The sequence below is a fragment of the Azospirillum sp. genome (assembly GCF_035627195.1).
GTDB lineage: Bacteria > Pseudomonadota > Alphaproteobacteria > Azospirillales > Azospirillaceae > Azospirillum.
In genome coordinates, this window is record NZ_DASPMG010000259.1 from 26,041 (window position 1) to 44,576 (window position 18,536).

Annotated in this window: 18 protein-coding genes; 6 read left to right on the forward strand and 12 right to left on the reverse strand. The window is 71.0% G+C overall.

What is annotated here, in order from left to right; all coding sequences use genetic code 11:
- From VED21_RS23275 to VED21_RS23290, 4 genes are all read right to left on the reverse strand, one after another.
- Window positions 1-1,356 carry a M10 family metallopeptidase C-terminal domain-containing protein gene (locus VED21_RS23275; RefSeq protein ID WP_324886512.1) on the reverse strand — a complete coding sequence of 452 codons (1,356 nt, stop codon included), beginning with the start codon at window positions 1,354-1,356 and terminating at the stop codon, window positions 1-3.
- Window positions 1,357-1,430: 74 nt separating this feature from the next.
- Window positions 1,431-3,098, reverse strand: a complete 1,668-nt coding sequence (locus VED21_RS23280) for an alpha-amylase family glycosyl hydrolase (RefSeq protein ID WP_324886514.1) — start codon at window positions 3,096-3,098, stop codon at window positions 1,431-1,433.
- Between the two features lie 123 nt (window positions 3,099-3,221).
- The gene (locus VED21_RS23285; RefSeq protein ID WP_324886516.1) at window positions 3,222-3,698 is read right to left on the reverse strand and encodes a hypothetical protein; all 477 of its coding nucleotides are present in this window, start codon (window positions 3,696-3,698) and stop codon (window positions 3,222-3,224) included.
- 166 nt (window positions 3,699-3,864) lie between these two features.
- Window positions 3,865-4,182 carry a hypothetical protein gene (locus VED21_RS23290; RefSeq protein ID WP_324886518.1) on the reverse strand — a complete coding sequence of 106 codons (318 nt, stop codon included), beginning with the start codon at window positions 4,180-4,182 and terminating at the stop codon, window positions 3,865-3,867.
- A 91-nt stretch (window positions 4,183-4,273) separates the two neighbouring features.
- Between VED21_RS23290 and VED21_RS23295 the strand changes: the two genes are divergently transcribed.
- Window positions 4,274-5,422 (forward strand): DNA topoisomerase IB, encoded by a 1,149-nt coding sequence (locus VED21_RS23295; RefSeq protein WP_324886520.1) that lies wholly within the window; start codon window positions 4,274-4,276, stop codon window positions 5,420-5,422.
- A 47-nt stretch (window positions 5,423-5,469) separates the two neighbouring features.
- Window positions 5,470-5,793: a hypothetical protein gene (locus VED21_RS23300; protein ID WP_324886522.1), complete on the forward strand. Its 324-nt coding sequence runs from the start codon at window positions 5,470-5,472 to the stop codon at window positions 5,791-5,793.
- A gap of 204 nt (window positions 5,794-5,997) precedes the next feature.
- Here VED21_RS23300 and VED21_RS23305 read toward each other — a convergent pair whose 3' ends face one another.
- The 4 genes from VED21_RS23305 to VED21_RS23320 all read right to left on the reverse strand — a co-directional run bounded on the left by VED21_RS23305 (window position 5,998) and on the right by VED21_RS23320 (window position 10,365).
- Entirely contained in the window at window positions 5,998-6,567 is a 570-nt protein-coding gene (locus tag VED21_RS23305; RefSeq protein ID WP_324886523.1) for a cytochrome b, read from the reverse strand.
- Window positions 6,568-6,656: 89 nt separating this feature from the next.
- A complete protein-coding gene (locus tag VED21_RS23310; protein ID WP_324886524.1) occupies window positions 6,657-8,567 on the reverse strand; it encodes a PP2C family protein-serine/threonine phosphatase in 1,911 nt (636 codons plus the stop codon).
- Between the two features lie 60 nt (window positions 8,568-8,627).
- A complete protein-coding gene (locus VED21_RS23315) occupies window positions 8,628-9,347 on the reverse strand; it encodes a phosphatase PAP2 family protein (RefSeq protein ID WP_324886552.1) in 720 nt (239 codons plus the stop codon).
- Window positions 9,348-9,390: 43 nt separating this feature from the next.
- The gene (locus VED21_RS23320; protein WP_324886525.1) at window positions 9,391-10,365 is read right to left on the reverse strand and encodes a zinc metalloprotease HtpX; all 975 of its coding nucleotides are present in this window, start codon (window positions 10,363-10,365) and stop codon (window positions 9,391-9,393) included.
- A gap of 123 nt (window positions 10,366-10,488) precedes the next feature.
- Here VED21_RS23320 and VED21_RS23325 point away from each other — a divergent pair, with 123 nt between their 5' ends.
- Window positions 10,489-12,813, forward strand: coding sequence for a xanthine dehydrogenase family protein molybdopterin-binding subunit (locus VED21_RS23325; protein WP_324886526.1), 2,325 nt, complete (start codon window positions 10,489-10,491; stop codon window positions 12,811-12,813).
- 220 nt (window positions 12,814-13,033) lie between these two features.
- Here the strand turns inward: VED21_RS23325 and VED21_RS23330 are convergent, their stop codons facing one another.
- Together VED21_RS23330 and VED21_RS23335 are read right to left on the reverse strand one after the other, a co-directional pair.
- On the reverse strand, window positions 13,034-13,429 hold the full coding sequence (locus VED21_RS23330; protein ID WP_324886527.1) for a c-type cytochrome: 396 nt from the start codon (window positions 13,427-13,429) through the stop codon (window positions 13,034-13,036).
- A gap of 120 nt (window positions 13,430-13,549) precedes the next feature.
- Window positions 13,550-14,062: a GNAT family N-acetyltransferase gene (locus VED21_RS23335; protein WP_324886528.1), complete on the reverse strand. Its 513-nt coding sequence runs from the start codon at window positions 14,060-14,062 to the stop codon at window positions 13,550-13,552.
- 103 nt (window positions 14,063-14,165) lie between these two features.
- On the opposite strand from VED21_RS23335, the gene cysQ reads away from it, so the two are divergent.
- From cysQ to VED21_RS23350, 3 genes are read left to right on the forward strand one after another with little or no spacing between them, the layout of a single operon-like run.
- Window positions 14,166-14,942 carry a 3'(2'),5'-bisphosphate nucleotidase CysQ gene (cysQ, locus tag VED21_RS23340; RefSeq protein ID WP_324886530.1) on the forward strand — a complete coding sequence of 259 codons (777 nt, stop codon included), beginning with the start codon at window positions 14,166-14,168 and terminating at the stop codon, window positions 14,940-14,942.
- Between the two features lie 7 nt (window positions 14,943-14,949).
- Complete coding sequence (locus tag VED21_RS23345; protein WP_324886532.1) at window positions 14,950-15,747, forward strand: ferritin-like domain-containing protein; 798 nt, start codon at window positions 14,950-14,952, stop codon at window positions 15,745-15,747.
- A 47-nt stretch (window positions 15,748-15,794) separates the two neighbouring features.
- The gene (locus VED21_RS23350) at window positions 15,795-16,364 is read left to right on the forward strand and encodes a Uma2 family endonuclease (RefSeq protein ID WP_324886534.1); all 570 of its coding nucleotides are present in this window, start codon (window positions 15,795-15,797) and stop codon (window positions 16,362-16,364) included.
- 205 nt (window positions 16,365-16,569) lie between these two features.
- Here the strand turns inward: VED21_RS23350 and VED21_RS23355 are convergent, their stop codons facing one another.
- Window positions 16,570-17,928, reverse strand: coding sequence for a globin-coupled sensor protein (locus VED21_RS23355; protein ID WP_324886536.1), 1,359 nt, complete (start codon window positions 17,926-17,928; stop codon window positions 16,570-16,572).
- Between the two features lie 253 nt (window positions 17,929-18,181).
- Window positions 18,182-18,493, reverse strand: a complete 312-nt coding sequence (locus tag VED21_RS23360) for a peptidoglycan-binding domain-containing protein (protein WP_324886538.1) — start codon at window positions 18,491-18,493, stop codon at window positions 18,182-18,184.
- Window positions 18,494-18,536: the final 43 nt, after the last annotated feature.

The following is an 18,536-nucleotide window of genomic DNA, read 5'->3' on the forward strand; positions in this document are numbered from 1 at the left end:
CTAGGCCACCACGAACCACTCCGGGGCGACGCGGTCGGGCGTGATGCCCGCCAGCGTCGCCCGCTCGCCCGTGGCGAACAGCAGCATGGCGTTGCCGGCGTCATCCGCCGTCACCGCCGACGCCGCTCCCGCCGCCAGCGCGATGCGGTCGCCCTCGCCGGGGTCGAAGTCGGCGACCAGCACGGTGCCGCCGCCCCCGCCGACCACGAAGGTGTCGGCCCCCGCGCCGCCGGCCAGCGTGTCGTCGCCCGCCCCGCCGCGCAGCGTGTCCTCCCCCTGGCCGCCGTACAGCACGTCGCCGCCCTGCCCGCCGTGCAGGAAGTCGTGGTCCTCGTTGCCGTACAGCCGGTCGTCCGCCTGGTTGCCCAGCAGCCGGTCCGGCCCGCTGCCGCCCGACAGCGTGTCGCCACCCTCGCCGCCGGTCAGCGCGTTGCCGATGCCGTTCCCGGTCATAGCGTCGGCGTGCGCGCTGCCGACCGCGTCCTCGATGGTGGTGTCCAGCGCGATGGCCAGCGCCTTCGGCGCCGTCCGCCCGCCGGCCCAGGCGCCGACGTCGCTGAAGGCGCCGGGCTCCAGGCTGACGGTAACGGCGAACAGCTGGTTGGAGAAGTCCAGCGTGTCGTGCCCGCCGCCGTCCCAGATCGTGCGCGCCTGCCCGCGGATGTCGAACCCATAGACGTCGTCGCCTGCCCGTGTGGATCGGTTGGCCCCGTACAGGTATTGCAGCGCCGCGATGTCGTACATCTGGTAGCCGACCGGGTACAGCCCGGTGCCGGTGCTGTGATAGGACATGGCGGTGTAGAGGAAGCTGTCCTGCTCCCTCGGCAGGAACGGCCCGCCCACCGAATTGCCGCCCGAACCGGCGTTGTAGTCGCCGGGATGCTTCAGGCCCAGCGCGTGCCCCACCTCGTGCACGAGCACGGTGTAGCCATAGCCGCCGGGCACCGGGTCCAGGTTCGGCTGGTAGTTCTTGTTGAGGAAGATCTCCCCGCCCTTGCCGCTGCCCGGCAGGTAGCAGTATCCGGCGGAGCCCTGCTGGGCGCTCATGCCGAAGCGGATGGCGACCTCCTCGCCGTCCGGGACCTCGACCAGGCGGATGCTGGCGACCTCGGCCACCATATCCAGCACGCCGCGCGCGGCTTCCCGCATCGCCTCGTTGAAGGCCTGGAAGGTCGCGGATTCCTCCGGCGTGGCGTCGGCCGGGGGTGCTGTCATGAACGAGAACGTCACCTCCGTCGGCGTGCCGAAGGGCTCGCCCGCGTTCCACCGCCGCCCCTCGCCCGCCAGCAGCGCGTCGATGTAGTAGATGCCCGAAAGGGTCTCCCCCGCCTCCAGCGGTTCCAGCGGTTCCGCCATGGTTCGCCTCCGTCTCGCCCCAGTGCACGAAACGGCGGGCCTATGACCGCGGGCAGCGGTTTACCCTGATTGGTTCAGCCGCTCACCCGCTTGAATCCCAGGAACGCGCTTAGGGGTGGCAGCACCAGGATCCGCCCGTCGGCCGACACCTCCGCGGCGGTGGCACCCGGCGGGCCCGGCGGGGCAAGCGGGGTAAGGCGTCCCCCCCAGTTCAGCGCCATCTCGTCCGGCGCCACCTCGCCCAGCGCCACCTCCGCCGGACGGTCGGACAGGTTGAAGGCGGCCAGCACCTCGGCCCCCGCCCCACGCCGCCGAAAACTCAGCACCGCCCCCCGCACCGCCACGTCCTCCACGGTACCGGTGCGCAGCGCATCGTGGCCGCGGCGCAGGGCCAGCGCCGCCCGCCAGACCGCCAGCGGGCTTCCCGGCCGCCCCTCCTGCCGGTCCACCGCCAGCGCCCGGTGCTCCTCCGGCACCGGCAGCCACGGCGTCTCGCCCCCGGTGAAGCCGGCGTGCGGCACCGCCGCGCGCCAGGGCATCGGCGTGCGGCTGCCGTCGCGGCCGGGGAACTCCGGCCAGTAGGTGATGCCGAACGGGTCGCGCAGCTGGTCCTGCGCCAGCACCGCCTGCGGCAGCGCCAGCTCCTCCCCCTGGTACAGGCACACGGTGCCCGGCAGCGCCGCGAACAGCACGGCCAGCAACGCGTTGAATCGCGCCGGATCGGCCCCCTCCGGCAGCCAGCGGCTGACGGCCCGCTCGACGTCGTGGTTGGAGAAGCTCCAGCAGATGGCCGACGGATCCGGCACGCCGGTCAACGCCTGCGCGAAGCCGGCGGCCGAGAAGGGCTGCTTGGCGAGGCTCAGCGAATAGGCGGCGTCCAGCCCGCCCGGCGCGGTGTACGCCGCGATCCGCCCGCCCGCCCCCGGCTGGCTCGACAGCTCGCCCAGCAGCACCCGTCCGGGGAAGCGGTCGACGGTGGCGCGCAGCTCCGCCAGGATCGTGCGGATGGAGGGGTGCATCATGTCGTGCAGGTGCCGCTGCAGCGCGAAGGGCTTCAGCGGCGGTTCCGGCTGCGTCCACGGCTGCGGCGGGTTGGCGCGCAGGTCCGGGTCGTGCGCGAAGAAGTCCACCGCGTCGATGCGGAAGCCGTCCGACCCGCGCTCCAGCCAGAAGGCGGCGGTGTCCAGCATCGCCTGCCGGCACGCCGGGTCGTGCAGGTTCAGCGCCGGCTGGCTGGACAGGAAGTGGTGCAGGTAGTACTGGCGCCGCCGCGGCTCCCACGTCCAGGCCGCCCCCCCGAAGACGGACAGCCAGTTGTTGGGCGGCGTGCCGTCGGCCGCCGCGTCCGCCCACACGTACCAGTCGGCGTACGGGCCTGTGCGCGACCGCCGCGACGCCTCGAACCACGGATGCCGGTCGGAGGTGTGGCCGCACACCAGGTCGAGGATCACCTTCAGCCCGCGCGCGTGCGCCGCCGCCAGCAGCCGGTCCACGGTATCCAGCGTGCCCAGCCGCGGGTGCACCGCCCGGTGGTCGGCCACGTCGTAGCCGAAATCCTTCCACGGCGACGGGTAGAACGGCCCGATCCACACCCCGTCCACGCCCAGCGACGCCACGTGGTCGAGCCCGCGCAGCACGCCCTCCAGGTCGCCGTAACCGTCGCCGTCGGCGTCGAGGAAGCTCAAGGGGTAGATCTGATAGAGGGCCGCTCCACGCAGCCAGGATGAGGAGGTGGGGGACATGACGCCTTCCGCGGACCACGGTCACGCGGAACAGGCTGTCCCCCTAACCCTAACGATTGGTGAAAGGCGCCGGAATGGTCACGCCCGTGCCACGCCTCGGGCCATGGCACGGGCGTGCGCGGTCTAACGCATCAGCATCTCGACCACTTCGTTGTTCGCCGACTTCACGCGAATCCCCTTCAGCTCACTCGGAAACGCGGGCCATTGGGACACCGCAATCCGATAGGTGAGCGCCAAGGTGTCCGGTCCGGGCTTCTTCCCGGCCACCAAGGTCAGGTTGTAGATGCCGTCCGCCGGCGGCGCGACGTTCACCTCCGGAACAAGCCAAGCATCGGTCCATCCGGAGGACGGAAACTGGCCAAGCGCAACGATGATCAAACTCGGCACCGGAGTGCTTATCAGAACAAGCCGGACCTGCTGCACCTGTGAGGCAGGACTCACTTCGAACTCTCCGATCTTCGGCTCCCCAAGGTTCTTGGCAGCGCCGAAAGGAAACGGCACCTCAGCCCCCTGCAGGCTGATCAGCGGCCACGGGCATTCCTCGCAGGCATCGATTGCGGCCGGCGCGGCGCCGGCTGCGTGGTTCGACGCTTCGGGCATTTCATCCTCCCTCGCGGATTATTGAGGAAGAAAGTAGGCGCTCTGGCATTGCGGCACAGCAATGGGAATCACGGCTGACCGACGTATTCCAATGGGTATGTCATTTACGCAATTTTCGGCTTCAGCATACAATGCCATGACAGCCGCCAGCAGACTGGATACAGAATTATTTACGCTCGATGCGGGGCAAGGCACCCATGGCGGACAGCCACGGCACCCAGGCCTGCTGCACCATGCTGGTCCACGCCTGCACCGGCGCTGCCCACAGCGCCAGCATCGGATTGGTGAACATCGAGTTGGCGAACATCGGGTTGCCAAGCATCCCGTTGCCCAGCAGCGGCGCGAAGCTGCGCGCCACGCTCTCGAAGTCCGGCGTCGCCTTGAAGGTGATGGAGATCACCTCGGCGCGCTCGTCCGGGTATTCCCGGTGGACGATCTGCACGTCGAGGTTCGGCAGGGCGGCGGTCAGCTTGGTCTCGTCCATGGTGGTCGCTCCCGGCGGAAAAGGGTCCCGTCACGATACGGATTCCGCACCGCAAAAGAAACCCCGCGGGGGTGTGCCGGGTTATTCCGCCATGGACGCGCACACCCCCACCGAACTCCCCCCCGTCGACCAGACCGCCAACCAGACCGCCGAGGCCCGCGAAGCCGCCGCCTGCGCCGGCCTGCTCTACGTCAGCGACGAGGAGCCCGGCATCCGCCGCCGCCGCGCCGGCAAGGGCTTCGCCTACAGCTGGCCCGACGGCACCAAGGTGGCGGAGGAGGAGACGCTCGCCCGCATCCGCAAGCTGGCGATCCCACCGGCCTACACCGACGTGTGGATCTGCGCCGACCCCGACGGCCACATCCAGGCGACCGGGCGCGACGCCAAGGGCCGCAAGCAGTACCGCTACCACCCGCGCTGGACCGAGCTGCGCGAGGGCACCAAGTACGGCCGCATGCTGGAGTTCTGCCGGGCGCTGCCGAAGATCCGTGTGCGCGTGGACGAGGACCTGTCGCGCCGCGGCCTGCCGCGCGAAAAGGTGCTGGCGGCCGTCGTGCGCCTGCTGGAGACCACGCTGATCCGCGTCGGCAACGAGAGCTACGCGAAGGAGAACAAGAGCTACGGCCTGACCACCCTGCGCGACCGCCACGCCGACGTCGACGGGTCCGAGATCCGCTTCGCGTTCAAGGGCAAGTCCGGCAAGGTGTGGAACGTCAGCCTGAAGGACCGCCGCCTCGCCCGCGTCGTGCGCGCCTGCCGCGACGTGCCGGGGGACGAGTTGTTCCAGTACGTCGGCGACGACGGCCAGCGGCACGCCGTCACGTCGGGCGACGTCAACGACTACCTGCGCGCCGCCACCGGCGAGGACTTCACCGCCAAGGACTTCCGCACCTGGAACGGCACCGTGCTGGCCGCCATGGCGCTGAAGGAGTTCGAGACGGTGGACGGCAAGGCCAAGGCCAAGCGCAACGTCACCCGCGCCATCGAACAGGTGGCCGCGCGCCTCGGCAACACCGCCAGCGTCTGCCGCAAGAGCTACGTCCACCCGGAAATCGTCGACGCCTACCTGGAGGGCCAGCTTCTCGACGCCCTCACGGCCGAGGTCGAGCGCGGCCTGCGCGAGGAGCTGTCCGGCCTGGACGCCGAGGAAGCCGCCGTGCTGGCCTTCCTGCACAACCGCCTGGAACGCGAGCGCCACGCCCGCGCCAGGGAGGGGGAGCGGCGGCGCAACGCCCGCTGATCCGGACTGTTCACCCCGTCGATACCCCTCCGACAGGGAGACCGACCATGGCGAAGGCCACCACGAACCACGACGAGATCCGCCACTGGGCCGAGGCGCACGGCGGCCGCCCCGCGGTCGTGCGCAGCACGCACGGCGAGGGCGGCAAGGGCCGCAAGAGCGGCGTCGGCCTGATCCGGCTGATGTTCCCGAAGGCCAAGAACTCCGAACACGACAACCTGGAAGAGATTTCGTGGGATGAGTTCTTCAAGCAATTCGAACAGTCCAAACTCGCGCTGCTGTACGAGGAGGACAGCCTGTTCTCCAAGCTGGTCGGCCGCGACACGGTCGAAAAGCGCGAACACGGCGACCACAAGGCAGCCCGGCATTAATATTTCCCTCTCCCGCCCCGCTCACGCCGGATCTTTGATCCGGCTGACGCGGCAGGCGGATGCCTCTGGCATCCGCTGAGAGCGGGAGAGGGTGGCGCCGCAGGCGCCGGGTGAGGGCAAATGCAAGAATCCTTGGGTTTGCCCTCACCCTCCCGCCCTACGGGCGGGTCCCTCCCTCTCCCGGGGCGGGAGAGGGCCGCTCGATCACGCCCCCTTCACCCGCCACGGCAGCATCCGCGCCAGCACGCCGTCCTTCAGCACATATTGGTGCACGATGGCCGCCACCGCGTGCAGGCCGGCGAGGATCAGGATCAGGTTGCCGATCACTTCGTGCGCCTCCTCCGCGGCCTCCTTCAGGCCCGGATTGGGGGCGATCAGGTCCGGCAGGGTGAACAGGCCGAACACCGCGATCGGCCGGCCGCCGGCCCACGACATCACGGCACCCGACAGCGGCACCAGCAGCATCAGCGCGTAGAGCGCCACGTGCCCCGCCTTGGACGCGGCCACCACCGGCGCCGCCATGCCGCCCGGCAGGGCCGGCGGCGGGCTGAATTGGCGCCAGACGAGACGCAGCACGACCAGCGCCATGACGGTGACGCCCACCGACTTGTGCAGCATCATCATGTTGGCCCGTTCCGGGCCCTTGGGCATGCCTTCGGCGACCTGGATCAGGACGAACGCGCCGATGATCAGCAGCGCCGTCGCCCAGTGCAGGAGCTGCATCGGCAGGTCGTAACGATCCTTGTGGGGGCGATCCTTGCTTGCAATGTTCACGACAGTCTCTCCAGGGACGATCCGTTCTTGTTGGGGCGCACTCTGCACCCCCGTCCCTGAACCCCGCCTGAACAACCCTGCCTGAACGCTCAAGCCTCCGCCGGGACCTCCGCCGTCACCAGCCGCCGCACCACGAGGCAGGCCACGTCCCCGGCCGGCTCGCCGCCGGAAAAGATCTTCAGCGCACTCATCGCCTCTTCCGCCTGCCCGCGCGCCCCCCGGCCGGCCGCGTGGTGCAGAACGGCGCGCAGACGCTCCTCGCCGAAGGGGCTGCCGTCGGCGGCCACGGCGCCGGTCAGCCCGTCGCTGTGCACGAACAGCGCCTCGCCCGCCGCCAGCACCGTCCGCTCCTCGCGGTGGTAGCGGCCCGCCGCCACGCCCAGCACCACGCCGCCGCCCGACGCAAGCCGCTGCACGGCCCCGTCGGGACCCACCCGGCACGGGGCGTTGTTGCCGCCGCCGGCATAGCGCACCTCCCCCGTCTCGCGGTCAAGGACGCCGTAAAGCACGCCGGCGGCCAGACCGAACGGGTTGCGGGCGCACACCCAGTCGTTGGCGGCGGTCAGCACCGCGGCCGGCGACGGGGAGGAGAGCGCGGAGTCGCGGATCGCGTCGCGCGTCGCCAGGGCGAAGGCCGCCGCCGAAACACCGGCGCCCGACACGTCGCCGACCACGAAGCCGACGCGCCGCTCGTCCAGCACGAAGGCGTCGCAGAACCCGCCGGCCACCGCGCGCCCGTCCACCACCGCGCCGAACAGCTGAAGATCCTCCCCCTCCGGGAAGCCGCCGGGCGGGACCGAACGCTTCAGGTCGCGGGCGACGCGCAGGTCGTCGTCCAGCTGGGCGCGCGCGGCGGCCAGCTTCTCGTTGCTTTCCTCCAGCGCGGCGGTGTGCATGGTCACCAGCGCGTCCAGCCGCTCCTCGCGCGCGTCCAGTTCGCGCACCATGGTGCGGAAGGCGCGCGTCAGGCGGCCCAGCTCGTCGCTGCGCTCGGCCGCGGCGTCCAGGGTGAAGGGGTTGAAGCGCCCGGCCTCCACCGCCGCGGCGGCCGCGACGATCTGCTCGACCGGCGAGGTCTGGCGCTGCGCGAACCGCGCCGCCGCGACACCCCCCAGGCCGCCCAGGACCAGCATCAGCCCGGCGCCGATCGCCAGATGCGTGCCCCAGCCGAACGCCGCGCCCGTCGGCAGCCGCAGCAGCACGGCGCCAACGCCCGGCGCCGGCGCGGCGGCGATCACGGCGCCGTCGGCCAGCGCGGCGACCGGCGCCCCGGCGCCCAGCGCCGCCTCCAGCACCGCCATCGCGCGCGGCGCCGGCTCCGCCGCCGCCTGCGTCAGCGGCCGGCGCTGGGCGTCGAACACCCACAGCGCCTCGATGCCGCCGCCGGCCAGCAGACTTTCCGCCACGCGCGGCACGCCGACGCGCCCGCCGGCCTCGGCCAGGGTGCGGGCGTCGATGCCGATCTGCACGATGCGCGGCTTGTCCACGCCGGACACGCCCACGTACTTCATCACCTTGTCGTCGATCTCCCGCTTCATGGCGGGCTGGTCGACCACGTCGGGGCTGCGGCGCAGCAGGCCGTGGAAGGCGTGCGCCTGCGGCTGCGCCTTGGGATCGGGGCCGAAGGTGAAATCCGGCCCCGGCACGTTGTGCAGGTACGCCTTGCCGGCGGAATCGGTGATCCAGAACTCGTCGATGCCGGTGGTGCCGGCGATCGCCCGCAGGCGGTCGCTGATGGCCTTGGGCGGCTGCTTCGCGGCTTCCGCCACGGCCACGAGGTGCGCGGCCAGCACCGCCTGCCCCACCATCTGCTTGCCGATGGCGGCCTCGACCTCGGCCGGAACGTCGCGCGTCAGCCCCACGGCACGCGCGGCCAGCGCCGCCACCCGCACGCCTTCGGCCTGCGCCGCGGCGTCCTGCGCGCGCTGCGCGTACCAGCCCAGCGCCAGCGTGGCGACCAGCACCGCCGCGGCCAGAAGCGCCGTGACGAGCAGGATCAATCGTCCCTGAAAACCCATGGCCGTCCGGTGCCCCTGCCGGTGAAATCCCCGGCCCCGCTTCTAGTGGAGGCGGCTGGGGTTGTCCAGTTCGCCCGGCGCCGCACGGCCGGCGATCTGCGCGTCGAACGCGCCCCGGTCCGCCGTGCACACGGCCGCGTCGTCGCGCAGCTGGCGCGCGAAGTCGCGGATCCGGTCTTCGACGTGCAGCCGGTGCCCGCTCAACACCAGCGCCAGCAGCGGCAGGGCGAGCAGCCCGACCGCCATCGCCGGGCCGGTCACGGCCGGCGCCGGGCGCGGCCCCTGCGGCACGGCGACGCGGGCCAGCGCCCAGATCGCCGCCAGCGCTGCGGCGGTGCCGATGGCCAGTCCGATCATCACCTCCGGCACCGAATGCGCGGACAGCCGCACCCGCGTGATGCCGACCGCCACCACGACCACGGCCACCGCCAGCAGCAGCAGGTGCCGCCGCCAGCCGCGCAGCCGGCTGCCGACCATCATCCCCACCGTGCCGTAGAAGGCGGCGCCGAACGCCGCATGGCCGCTGGGGCTCACCACCAGGGTGCCCAGCACCTCCATCCCGCAGGCGTGGCCCACCACCTTCAGCGCCGCCATGCCCGCCAGGCACAGCCCCAGCGGCATCGCCCACGCCAGCGCCACGGCCGGCGACCGGCGAACCCACAGCAGAACCGCCATGGCCGCCGACAAGGGCAGCAGCAGCGTGCTGTCGCCCAGCACGGTCACGGTCTCGCTGACGTTGATGCCGGGGAAAAGGTCGACCATCACGGCGATGATAACCCGATCGAAGGGCTGGGATGCAAGCCGTTCAATACCAGTACCCACCCATTCGATAGCGCGGCCGGCGCCGCACCTGCGGGAACGCCATGTGGACCGGCAGCCGCTCCAGATCCGGCAGCACCGGCGGCGGCGTGCGCAGCTCCATCAGCCGCGCCACCCGCTCCCGCGTGTGCGGGTGGGTGCGCAGCAGGGACGGCATCCCGCCGCCGCGTCGGCGCGGCAGCATGACGCCTTCCCAGAAGGTGCCCTGCGCCCGCTCGATGCTCAGCAGGGCGGACGCGATGCCCTCCGGATCGCCGGTCAGGTGCGCGGCGTCGAGGTCGGCGTCGAACTCCCGCGTGCGCGACAGCGCCAGCTGCATCAGCGCGCCCACCCACGGCGCCGCGCTCAGCAGCAGCACCAGCGCCCACGGCACCGGCTCCCGCTCCATCAGCATCAGCGGCAGGTTGAGGATCAGCAGGATCATGCCGAACGTCGCCATGGTGCGGGTGACGTTGGCAACCGTGTCGGCCAGCCCCATCACCCACAGGTCGTTGTTGCGGACGTGGCTGATCTCGTGCGCCAGCACGCCGGCCAGCTCGCGCAGGGACAGCTCCCGCAGGATGCCGTCGGTCACCGCGATGGCCGCCTGGTCGCGCCCGCCGACGGCGAAGGCGTTCAGCGTCGGGCTGGCGATGTGGTGCAGCTCCGGCACCGCCGGCAGCCCGGCCCGGCCGGAGATCGCCGCCACCACCTCGAACAGGCGCGGCGCCTCGGCGTAGTGCAGGCGCCGCGCGCCGAACAGGCCCAGCACCAGCCGCGGCGAGACGCGCGGGCTGAAGGCGACGCTCAAGGCACCCGCCAGGAAGGCCCAGATCACCCCCTCCCACCCGGCCACCAGCCAGCCGCACGCCCCCAGCAGCAGCACCATGCCCAGCAGCAGCACGGCGGAGTGCAGCAGGTTGGTCGCCTTGTGCCGCCGCCGCACCTCGGCGGCGGCGTATCGGGTATCGATCTCGTGCATGGCCGATATCTGGGCGCTGCGCCGCGGAAAGCCATCCCGCCTCTCTCCAACCGGCAGGGTTCCCCTTTGCCGGGGCGGGGCCTATCTTCGTGTGGCAACACCGCCCAGGAAGAGGCAGCCCTAATGCAGAAGTTCGGCATCGGCCAACCGGTTCCCCGCACGGAAGACGCGCGCCTCCTCACCGGGCGCGGCCGCTACACCGACGACGTGTCGCTCCCCGGCCAGACCTACGCCGTGTTCGTCCGCTCCCCCCACGCGCACGCCGACATCCGCGGCATCGACGCCGACGCGGCGCGCGAAGCGCCCGGCGTGCTGGCCGTCTTCACGGTGGCGGACCTGGACGCCGACGGCCTGGGCCCCATCCCCTGCCAGTTCGCGCTGAAGAGCCGCGACGGCAGCCCCTACAAGACCACGCCCCGCCCGGCGCTGGCCCGCGGCCGCGTCCGCCACGTCGGCGACCCGGTCGCCGTGGTGGTGGCCGAGACGCTGAACCAGGCCCGCGACGCGGCGGAGCTGGTGATGGTCGACTACGACGACCTCCCCTCCGTCACCGGAACCGCCGAGGCGCTGGAGCCGGGCAAGCCGCTCGTCTGGGACGACGCCCCCGACAACCTCTGCTTCGACTGGGAGGCCGGCGACGAGGCCGCCGTGAAGGCGGCCTTCGCCAAGGCCGACCACGTCGTCACGCTCGACCTTATCAACAACCGCGTGGTGGCGAACCCGATGGAGGGCCGCGCCTGCCTGGGCGCGGTGGAGGCCGACTCCGGCCGCCTTCTCCTCTACGTCTCCAGCCAGGGCGTGCACGGCATGCAGAAGCAGTTGGCGAAGGAGATCTTCCACCTGCCGGAGAAGGACTTCCACGTCGTCACCACGGATGTGGGCGGCGGCTTCGGCATGAAGCTGTTCATGTACCCGGAATACGTCGTCACCCTGTTCGCCGCGCGCCGGCTGAACCGCCCGGTGAAGTGGACGGCCGACCGCATGGAGGGCTTCGTCAGCGACGACCACGGGCGCGACCACGTCACCCGCTCCGAACTGGCGCTGGACAAGGACGGGCGCTTCCTGGCGCTGCGCGTCTCCACCATCGCCAACCTGGGCGCCTACCTGTCCAACTACGGCCCCTTCATCCCGACGGAGGCCGGCACGGCGATGCTGGTCGGCTCCTACCGCACGCCGGCTCTGTACGCCCACGTGCGCGGCGTCTTCACCAACACCCAGCCGGTGGACGCCTACCGCGGCGCCGGCCGGCCGGAGGCGGCCTACGTGGTGGAGCGCACCATCGACCACGCCGCCCGCACGATCGGCATGGACCCGGCCGAGCTGCGCCGCCGCAACTTCATCCCGCCGGACGCGATGCCCTACGCCACCCCGCTGGGCCAGACCTACGACAGCGGCGACTTCCGCCAGAACCTGGAGGACGCCCTGGTCATGGCCGACGTCGCCGGCTTCCCCGCCCGCCGGGCGGAGGCGAAGGCGCGCGGCAAGCTGCGCGGCCATGGCATCAGCACCTACATCGAGGCGTGCTCCGGCGGCGGGCCGGAGCAGGCGACGGTGGAGATCCTGAAGGACGGCCGCGCCATCCTGATGATCGGCACGCAGAGCAACGGCCAGGGCCACGAGACCGCCTACAAGCAGATCCTCGCCGACCGCCTGGGCCTGTCGCCCGATGACGTGGAGGTCGTGCAGGGCGACACCGACCGGGTCAGCTGGGGCTCCGGCACCGGCGGCTCCCGCTCCGTCCCCGTCGGTGGGGCGGCGCTGGCCGAAAGCGCCAAGCGCATCGTCGAGAAGGGCACCGAGCTTGCCGCCGAGATGCTGGAGGCGGCCGCCGTGGACGTGGAGTTCAAGGACGGCGCCTACGCCATCGTCGGCACCGACCGCAGCGTGTCGCTGAAGCAGGTGGCCGAGAAGGCGGCCGGCATGGGCACGGTGGCCTTCTCCGAACGCGCCCGCTGGACGCCGCCGGCCAGCACCTTCCCCAACGGCTGCCACGTCTGCGAGGTGGAGGTGGACCCCGACACCGGCATGGTGGAGATCGTGCGCTACAGCGTCGTCGACGACTTCGGCGTCGTCATCAACCCGTTGCTGGTCAAGGGGCAGGTGCACGGCGGCGTGGTGCAGGGCATCGGCCAGGCGCTGCACGAGCGCGTGGTGTTCGACCCGGACTCGGGCCAGCTTCTCAGCGGCTCCTTCACCGACTACGGCCTGCCGCGCGCCGGCGACGTGCCGTTCATTGAGGTGAAGCTGAACTGCGTGCCCAGCATCACCAACGCCCTGGGCATGAAGGGTGCCGGCGAGGCCGGCGCCATCGGCGCCCCGCCCGCGGTGATCAACGCCCTGGTCGACGCCCTGTCGGACCTTGGCGTGTCCACCGTCGACATGCCCGCCACCCCCGCCTACCTGTGGGAGCTGATCCAGCGCCACAGGACCCGCGCGGCGGCGGAGTAAATCCAATCAAAGCCCCTCCCCCCTTGCTCTCGCCGGATCTTTGATCCGGCTGCCGCGACAGGCGGATCCGTTGGATCCGCTGAGAGCGGGGGAGGGGTTGGGGAAAGGGGGAATTACGCCCGGCAGGGCGGAGAAAGACTCTCTTCCGGCTTCGCCGCAGCCACCCTCTCCCCAACCCCTCTCCCGTCAAGGGAGAGGGGCTTTCGGCGTCACCCGCGTCTCACTTCAACGACTTGAGGAACGCGATCAGATAATCCTGCTCGGCCACGTCGGTGATGGCCACGTGGCGCATGCGCGTGCCCGGCACGGTCTTCTCGTTGTCGGCGACCCACTGGCGCAGCTTGTCCTCGGTCCAGGTGATGCCGGACTTGCGCATGGCGTCCGAATACTCGAAGCGCGGCACCGTGCCGGCCTTGCGGCCGACCACGCCGTGCAGCGACGGGCCGAAGGCGTTCACCGACGTGTCGAGCGAATGGCAGGTCTGGCAGCGGTGGAACACCAGCCGGCCGGCGGCCTCCATCATCTCCTGGTTGGCGTCGGCACGGGCAGGCCCGGCCGCCAGCAGGACCCCGACCGCAACCGCCCCCATCGACATCGCAAGGCTGGCGACTTTCATCAAACGAACTCCCCCGTCATGAACCGCGGTGCGCCGGCACCGGACGGCTGCATATTACGGGGGCGCGTGTGGGGGCATTATTAGACTTTAGGATCGGCAACCTGCCTCACCCGGCCACCCTCACCCGGCCCGCCGCACCCGATACGCCATGCCCTCCCCATAGGACGCCAGCTTGCGCGCCAGCGTCTCCCCTGCCCCGTTCCACGGCACGAAGCCCTGCCGCTCCCAATACGACAGCGCCCCCGGCGTGGAGGTCAGCGCCAGCCACGCCCAGCCGCCCGCCCGCGCCAGATCCTCCGCCACCGCCAGCACCGCCTCCCCCAGCCCATGGCCGCGCGCTTGTGTCAGCAGCGCCACGTCGTGCAGGTACAGGCAGTCGGCCGGGTCCGGCAGCCCGCCCAGCAGCGTGTCCAGCGCCGGCGGCGCCCCCAGCCGGCCCGGATGCAGGACGGCGTAGCCGACCGCGTCGCCCCCAATCTCCGCCACGCGGCAGCCGGCCGGATACAGGCTCAGGCGCTCCTCGAACACCGCGGGCGATTCGGGATAATCGACGTGCACCCGCTCCGCGATCCGCAGCACCGTGTCGAGATCCGCCGCCGTCATCGGCCGCCAGACGGCCCCGTTCGTCCCCATGCTCCCCTCTTTCGCGCCCATCCGTCTGCGCCGGCCGCAAAAGCTTCCGGCTTTTGCCCTCCGCGCGTTATGGTTCCGTTACACCCGCGTTTGGAGGATGACCATGACCGAGATTGCCGTAGCCAAGTTGCTGCCGACGGTCCGCACCATCGCGCACGAGGCCGGCCAGGTCATCCTGCGCTTCTACAACGACCACATGACCGTCGCCACCAAGTCCGACGGCAGCCCGGTGACCCAGGCCGACAGCGCGGCCGAGGCGGTGATCCTCCCCGCGCTCCACCACCTCACCCCCGACATCCCCGTGGTGGCGGAGGAGGAGTACAGCGCCGGCCGCGTGCCCGACGTCTCCAAGGGCCGCTTCTGGATCGTCGATCCCCTGGACGGCACCAAGGAGTTCATCAGCCGCAACGGCGAGTTCACCGTGAACATCGCGCTGGTCGAGGACGGCCGGCCGATCCTGGGCGTCGTCTATGCGCCCGCCATCGGCGACCTCTACGCCGCCTGCGGCCCCGGCACCGCCGTGCATTGGGTGGAGGGCCGCGGGGAGCGCCCGATCAAGGTCCGCCCCCGCCCGGCCGACGGGCTGACCGTGGTCGCCAGCCGCTCGCACGGCGACCCAGGCGAGACAGACCGCTTCCTGGACCAGTTCACCGTGAAGGAGCGCATCTCCTGCGGCTCCTCGCTCAAGTTCTGCGCGCTGGCGGAGGGCAAGGCCGACCTCTACCCCCGCTACGGCACCACCATGGAATGGGACACCGCCGCCGGCCACGCCGTGCTGCTGGGTGCCGGCGGCCGGGTGTGCGTGGCCGGGACGGAAGACCCGCTGCCCTACGGCAAGCCCGACTTCCGCAACCCCTTCTTCGTCGCCTATGGATGGTGACGGGCGGATGGTGACTCTCAGCGAAGCGGCGCGTGCGGTGCTCACCACCGCCGCACCGCTGGAGAAGGTGCGGCTGACGCGCGAATACGCCGCCGCGTGGCGCGACGACCGCATCGCGGAGATCGGCACCACCGCCCCGCCCGACCGCCCGGCCCGCCCCGACCGGCCGGAGCTGAAGCTGCCCCGCGACATGCCCAAGCGCGGGCGCGGCGGCAGTTCGGCCAACCGCATAGCCCTCCTTCACGCGCTGGCGCACATCGAGCTGAACGCCATCGACCTCGCCTGGGACATCGTCGCCCGCTTCGTGGACGAGGGCATGCCCAAGGGCTTCACCGACGACTGGGTCCAGGTCGCCGACGACGAGGCCCGCCACTTCGTGATGCTGGAGGACCGGCTGAACGCGCTTGGCGCCTCCTACGGCGACCTGCCGGCGCACGACGGCCTCTGGCAGTCCGCCCAGGCGACCGCGCACGACCTCGCCGCGCGCCTCGCTGTCGTGCCGATGGTGCTGGAAGCGCGCGGCCTGGACGTCACCCCCGACACGGTCGCCCGCCTGCGCGCCTTCGGCGACGAGACCAGCGCCGCCCTCCTCCAGACCATCTTCGAGGAGGAGATCACCCACGTCTCCGCCGGCCGCCGCTGGTTCGCCCACCTGTGCGCCAAGCGCGGCGCCGACCCGGTGGACACCTGGCAGGACCTCGTGAAGACCCACTTCCGCGGCACCCTCAAGCGCCCCTTCAACACCGCCGGCCGCCAAGCCGCCGGCCTCGGCCCGGAATTCTACGAGCCGCTGGCGCAGGGGTGAGGCCGGGCGTATCGTCCTTGGTAAGGGAGGCGGCAAGGGAGGCGCCGATGTCCGCACGGTTCGAAGACGATCGCCCGCTGACGCTGAGCGGGTTCCTCGCCTGGGAACGCCGCCAGCCCGAACGCTATGAATACGTGGGGAACGAGATCCGCATGATGGTGGGCGGCACCGTCAACCATGCGCGGATTGCCCGCAACGTCACCTCGGGCCTTCAGAACGCGCTGGGCCGCTGTGGCTGCGAAGCCTTTCAGGAGGGCCTGAAGGTCGTCGCGGCGGAACAGGTCCACTACCCGGACGTGATCGTCACCTGCACGCCGCCGGATGGCCGCAGCGACGTCGTCGACGCGCCGTCGCTGATCGCCGAGGTTCTGTCGCCATCGACGGCGAACCATGACCTTGGCCTGAAGCGCCGGAACTACACGACGCTGCCGTCGCTTCTGGCCTACGTGGTGGTGGCGCAGGACAGGATGCGCGTCGTCGTCTGCGCTCGCGCCGGCACTGACTGGGCGGAAACCACGCTGACCCATCCGGACGAGGCTGTCACCATCCCCGCCCTCGACCTGTCCCTGCCGCTTTCCGAAATCTACAGAGGCGTGGACTTCGTCACTGCGGCCTGAGAGCCTGTTTTACAGTATCGCAGTCGAGGGATCTTCCCGTAAGAGAATTCGTCATGCCCGGCCTTGTGCCGGGTATCCACGTACTCCGATCAATCCCAGGTACGTGGATGGCCGGGACTGGGCCCGGCCATGACGTATTCATGCTGAAAGCGAACGAAGCCTCCGCAACAGCCCTGCGCGCTGCGCGCGAAACGGCGCCCCGCCCTCACCCCGCCCGGATGCGCTGCAGGAAGGTCTCCACGCCCTGGCCCAGCTCCGTCGCCTGACGGTTCAGCATGCCGGACGCGTCCAGCACCTCGCCGGCGATGCCGCCGGTCTCGGACGCGGCCTGGGCCACGTCGGCGATGGTGCGGGTGACGCTCTGGGTGCTGACGGCGGCCTGCTGGACGTTGCGGGCGATCTCGCGGGTGGCGGCGGTCTGCTCCTCCACCGCGGCGGCGACCGTCGTGACGATCTCGTTGATGCGGTTGATGGTGCCGCCGACACCGCTGATCGCCTGGGCGGAGCCGCGCGCGGCATCCTGCATGGCGGTGATCTGCGCGGCGATCTCCTCGGTCGCCTTGGCCGTCTGGTTGGCCAGGCCCTTGACCTCGCTGGCCACCACGGCGAAGCCCTTGCCGGCATCCCCCGCCCGCGCCGCCTCGATCGTCGCGTTCAGCGCCAGCAGGTTCGTCTGGCTGGCGATGTTGTTGATCAGCTGCACCACCTCGCCGATGCGCTGGGCGGCGTCGACCAGCCCGTTCACCGTCGTGTTGGTCTGCCCGGCCTCCTCCACCGCCGCCCGGGCGATCTGCGAGGACAGGCTCACCTGCCGGCTGATCTCCTGGATGGAGCTGGTCAGCTCGTCCGACGCCGAGGCGACGGACTGCACGTTGGCGGCGGCCTGCTCGGCGGCGGCGCTCACCTCCATGGACTGGCGGTTGGCGGTGGCGGCGATCCGCGACATGCGCTCGGCGCTGCCCTGCATCTGCTGGGAGGCCGAGACCGTGCCGTGCACGATGGCCTTCACGTCACCCTCGAAGCTGCCGGCGATCTGGTTGAGCGTCTGCCGGCGCGTCGCCCGCTCGGCCTCCGCATAGGTCTCCAGCAGCACCTCGATGTCGAGCCACGCCGCCTTGTTGAGCGCGCCGCGCAACGCCGCCTTCTCCGATCCCTTGCCCCGCCCGAACAGGCCGCCGCGCCCGGCCTCGTCGTCGAGGCCGAGCGCCGCGACGATCCCGTTCATCACCGCGTTGTGGCAGATGGCGACGGCGTAGCCGGGCACGCCATGGTCATAGAACGCCTGCCCCAGGCGGCGCGCCGAGTCCATGAACCCCTCGTCGTCGATCCGCCCGGACGCCACCCGCACCCAGTGCCGCATGCGCACCTCGTGCACCGCGGGGTTCATCAGCGCGTTGCGGATTTCCGGCCACGGCGCGAAGAACGAGTGCCACTGTTCCAGTAATGCGGGCAGTTTCTGTTCGGCGAAACCCGTATTGCTCCGCAGGGCGGCGATGTCGCTGGCCGTAATCTTGAATACAGAAAAGCGCTTTTGCTGGTCTTGCGACAGGCCGGACATCGACATTGCCACCACTCCTCGGTTCTGATCACACCTGTACGAACCGGCCACACGGCCGGATCAGCGATGCGCGATCGATTTTATAGGCAGCAATTGGCATGCCATCGCCGACGGAGCACTCCGGCGCCTCCGCGTGACGGACAATCAGCCCTTCACGGCATATACACGCTTTCGCATAGGTCCATCATGCGAAGGGTGTAGGCAAAATGCAATGCAAATGGCGAATGATCCGCCCTTCGCACAGGACCAGCGCTTGGCCCTAGCGCTTGGCGCCGCCGTACACCTTGGGCTCGGCGAAGTGCAGGTGGTCGGCCAGTTCCTTGCTGACGCAGCCGTCCACCGGCAGCTTGGCCGCCTTCTGATAGGCGCGGATGGCGGACTGCGTCTGCTTTCCGGGCTTGCCGTCGACGGGGCCGGCGCGGAAACCGTGGTCGGTCAGCTGCTGCTGGATGTCGCGGGCGTAGGAGGCGTACATGTCCGGCGGCATGCCGCGGACGTCGCAGGTGGCGGCGAACGCGGGCGCCGAAACGGCGGCCAGGGCGAGTGCGGCGGCGGTCAGCGTGCGGATCATGCAGGAACCTCTTCGATGGGATCGCAGAGGGTGAACACGCGGA

Bases quoted from the DNA above. Each gene is read 5' to 3' on its own strand.
- VED21_RS23275 (WP_324886512.1), bottom strand. From the start codon at position 1,356: ATGGCGGAACCGCTGGAACCGCTGGAGGCGGGGGAGACCCTTTCGGGC.
- VED21_RS23280 (WP_324886514.1), bottom strand. From the start codon at position 3,098: ATGTCCCCCACCTCCTCATCCTGGCTGCGTGGAGCGGCCCTCTATCAG.
- VED21_RS23285 (WP_324886516.1), bottom strand. From the start codon at position 3,698: ATGCCCGAAGCGTCGAACCACGCAGCCGGCGCCGCGCCGGCCGCAATC.
- VED21_RS23290 (WP_324886518.1), bottom strand. From the start codon at position 4,182: ATGGACGAGACCAAGCTGACCGCCGCCCTGCCGAACCTCGACGTGCAG.
- VED21_RS23295 (WP_324886520.1), top strand. From the start codon at position 4,274: ATGGACGCGCACACCCCCACCGAACTCCCCCCCGTCGACCAGACCGCC.
- VED21_RS23300 (WP_324886522.1), top strand. From the start codon at position 5,470: ATGGCGAAGGCCACCACGAACCACGACGAGATCCGCCACTGGGCCGAG.
- VED21_RS23315 (WP_324886552.1), bottom strand. From the start codon at position 9,347: ATGGTCGACCTTTTCCCCGGCATCAACGTCAGCGAGACCGTGACCGTG.
- VED21_RS23320 (WP_324886525.1), bottom strand. From the start codon at position 10,365: ATGCACGAGATCGATACCCGATACGCCGCCGCCGAGGTGCGGCGGCGG.
- VED21_RS23325 (WP_324886526.1), top strand. From the start codon at position 10,489: ATGCAGAAGTTCGGCATCGGCCAACCGGTTCCCCGCACGGAAGACGCG.
- VED21_RS23330 (WP_324886527.1), bottom strand. From the start codon at position 13,429: ATGAAAGTCGCCAGCCTTGCGATGTCGATGGGGGCGGTTGCGGTCGGG.
- VED21_RS23335 (WP_324886528.1), bottom strand. From the start codon at position 14,062: ATGGGGACGAACGGGGCCGTCTGGCGGCCGATGACGGCGGCGGATCTC.
- cysQ (WP_324886530.1), top strand. From the start codon at position 14,166: ATGACCGAGATTGCCGTAGCCAAGTTGCTGCCGACGGTCCGCACCATC.
- VED21_RS23345 (WP_324886532.1), top strand. From the start codon at position 14,950: ATGGTGACTCTCAGCGAAGCGGCGCGTGCGGTGCTCACCACCGCCGCA.
- VED21_RS23350 (WP_324886534.1), top strand. From the start codon at position 15,795: ATGTCCGCACGGTTCGAAGACGATCGCCCGCTGACGCTGAGCGGGTTC.
- VED21_RS23355 (WP_324886536.1), bottom strand. From the start codon at position 17,928: ATGTCGATGTCCGGCCTGTCGCAAGACCAGCAAAAGCGCTTTTCTGTA.
- VED21_RS23360 (WP_324886538.1), bottom strand. From the start codon at position 18,493: ATGATCCGCACGCTGACCGCCGCCGCACTCGCCCTGGCCGCCGTTTCG.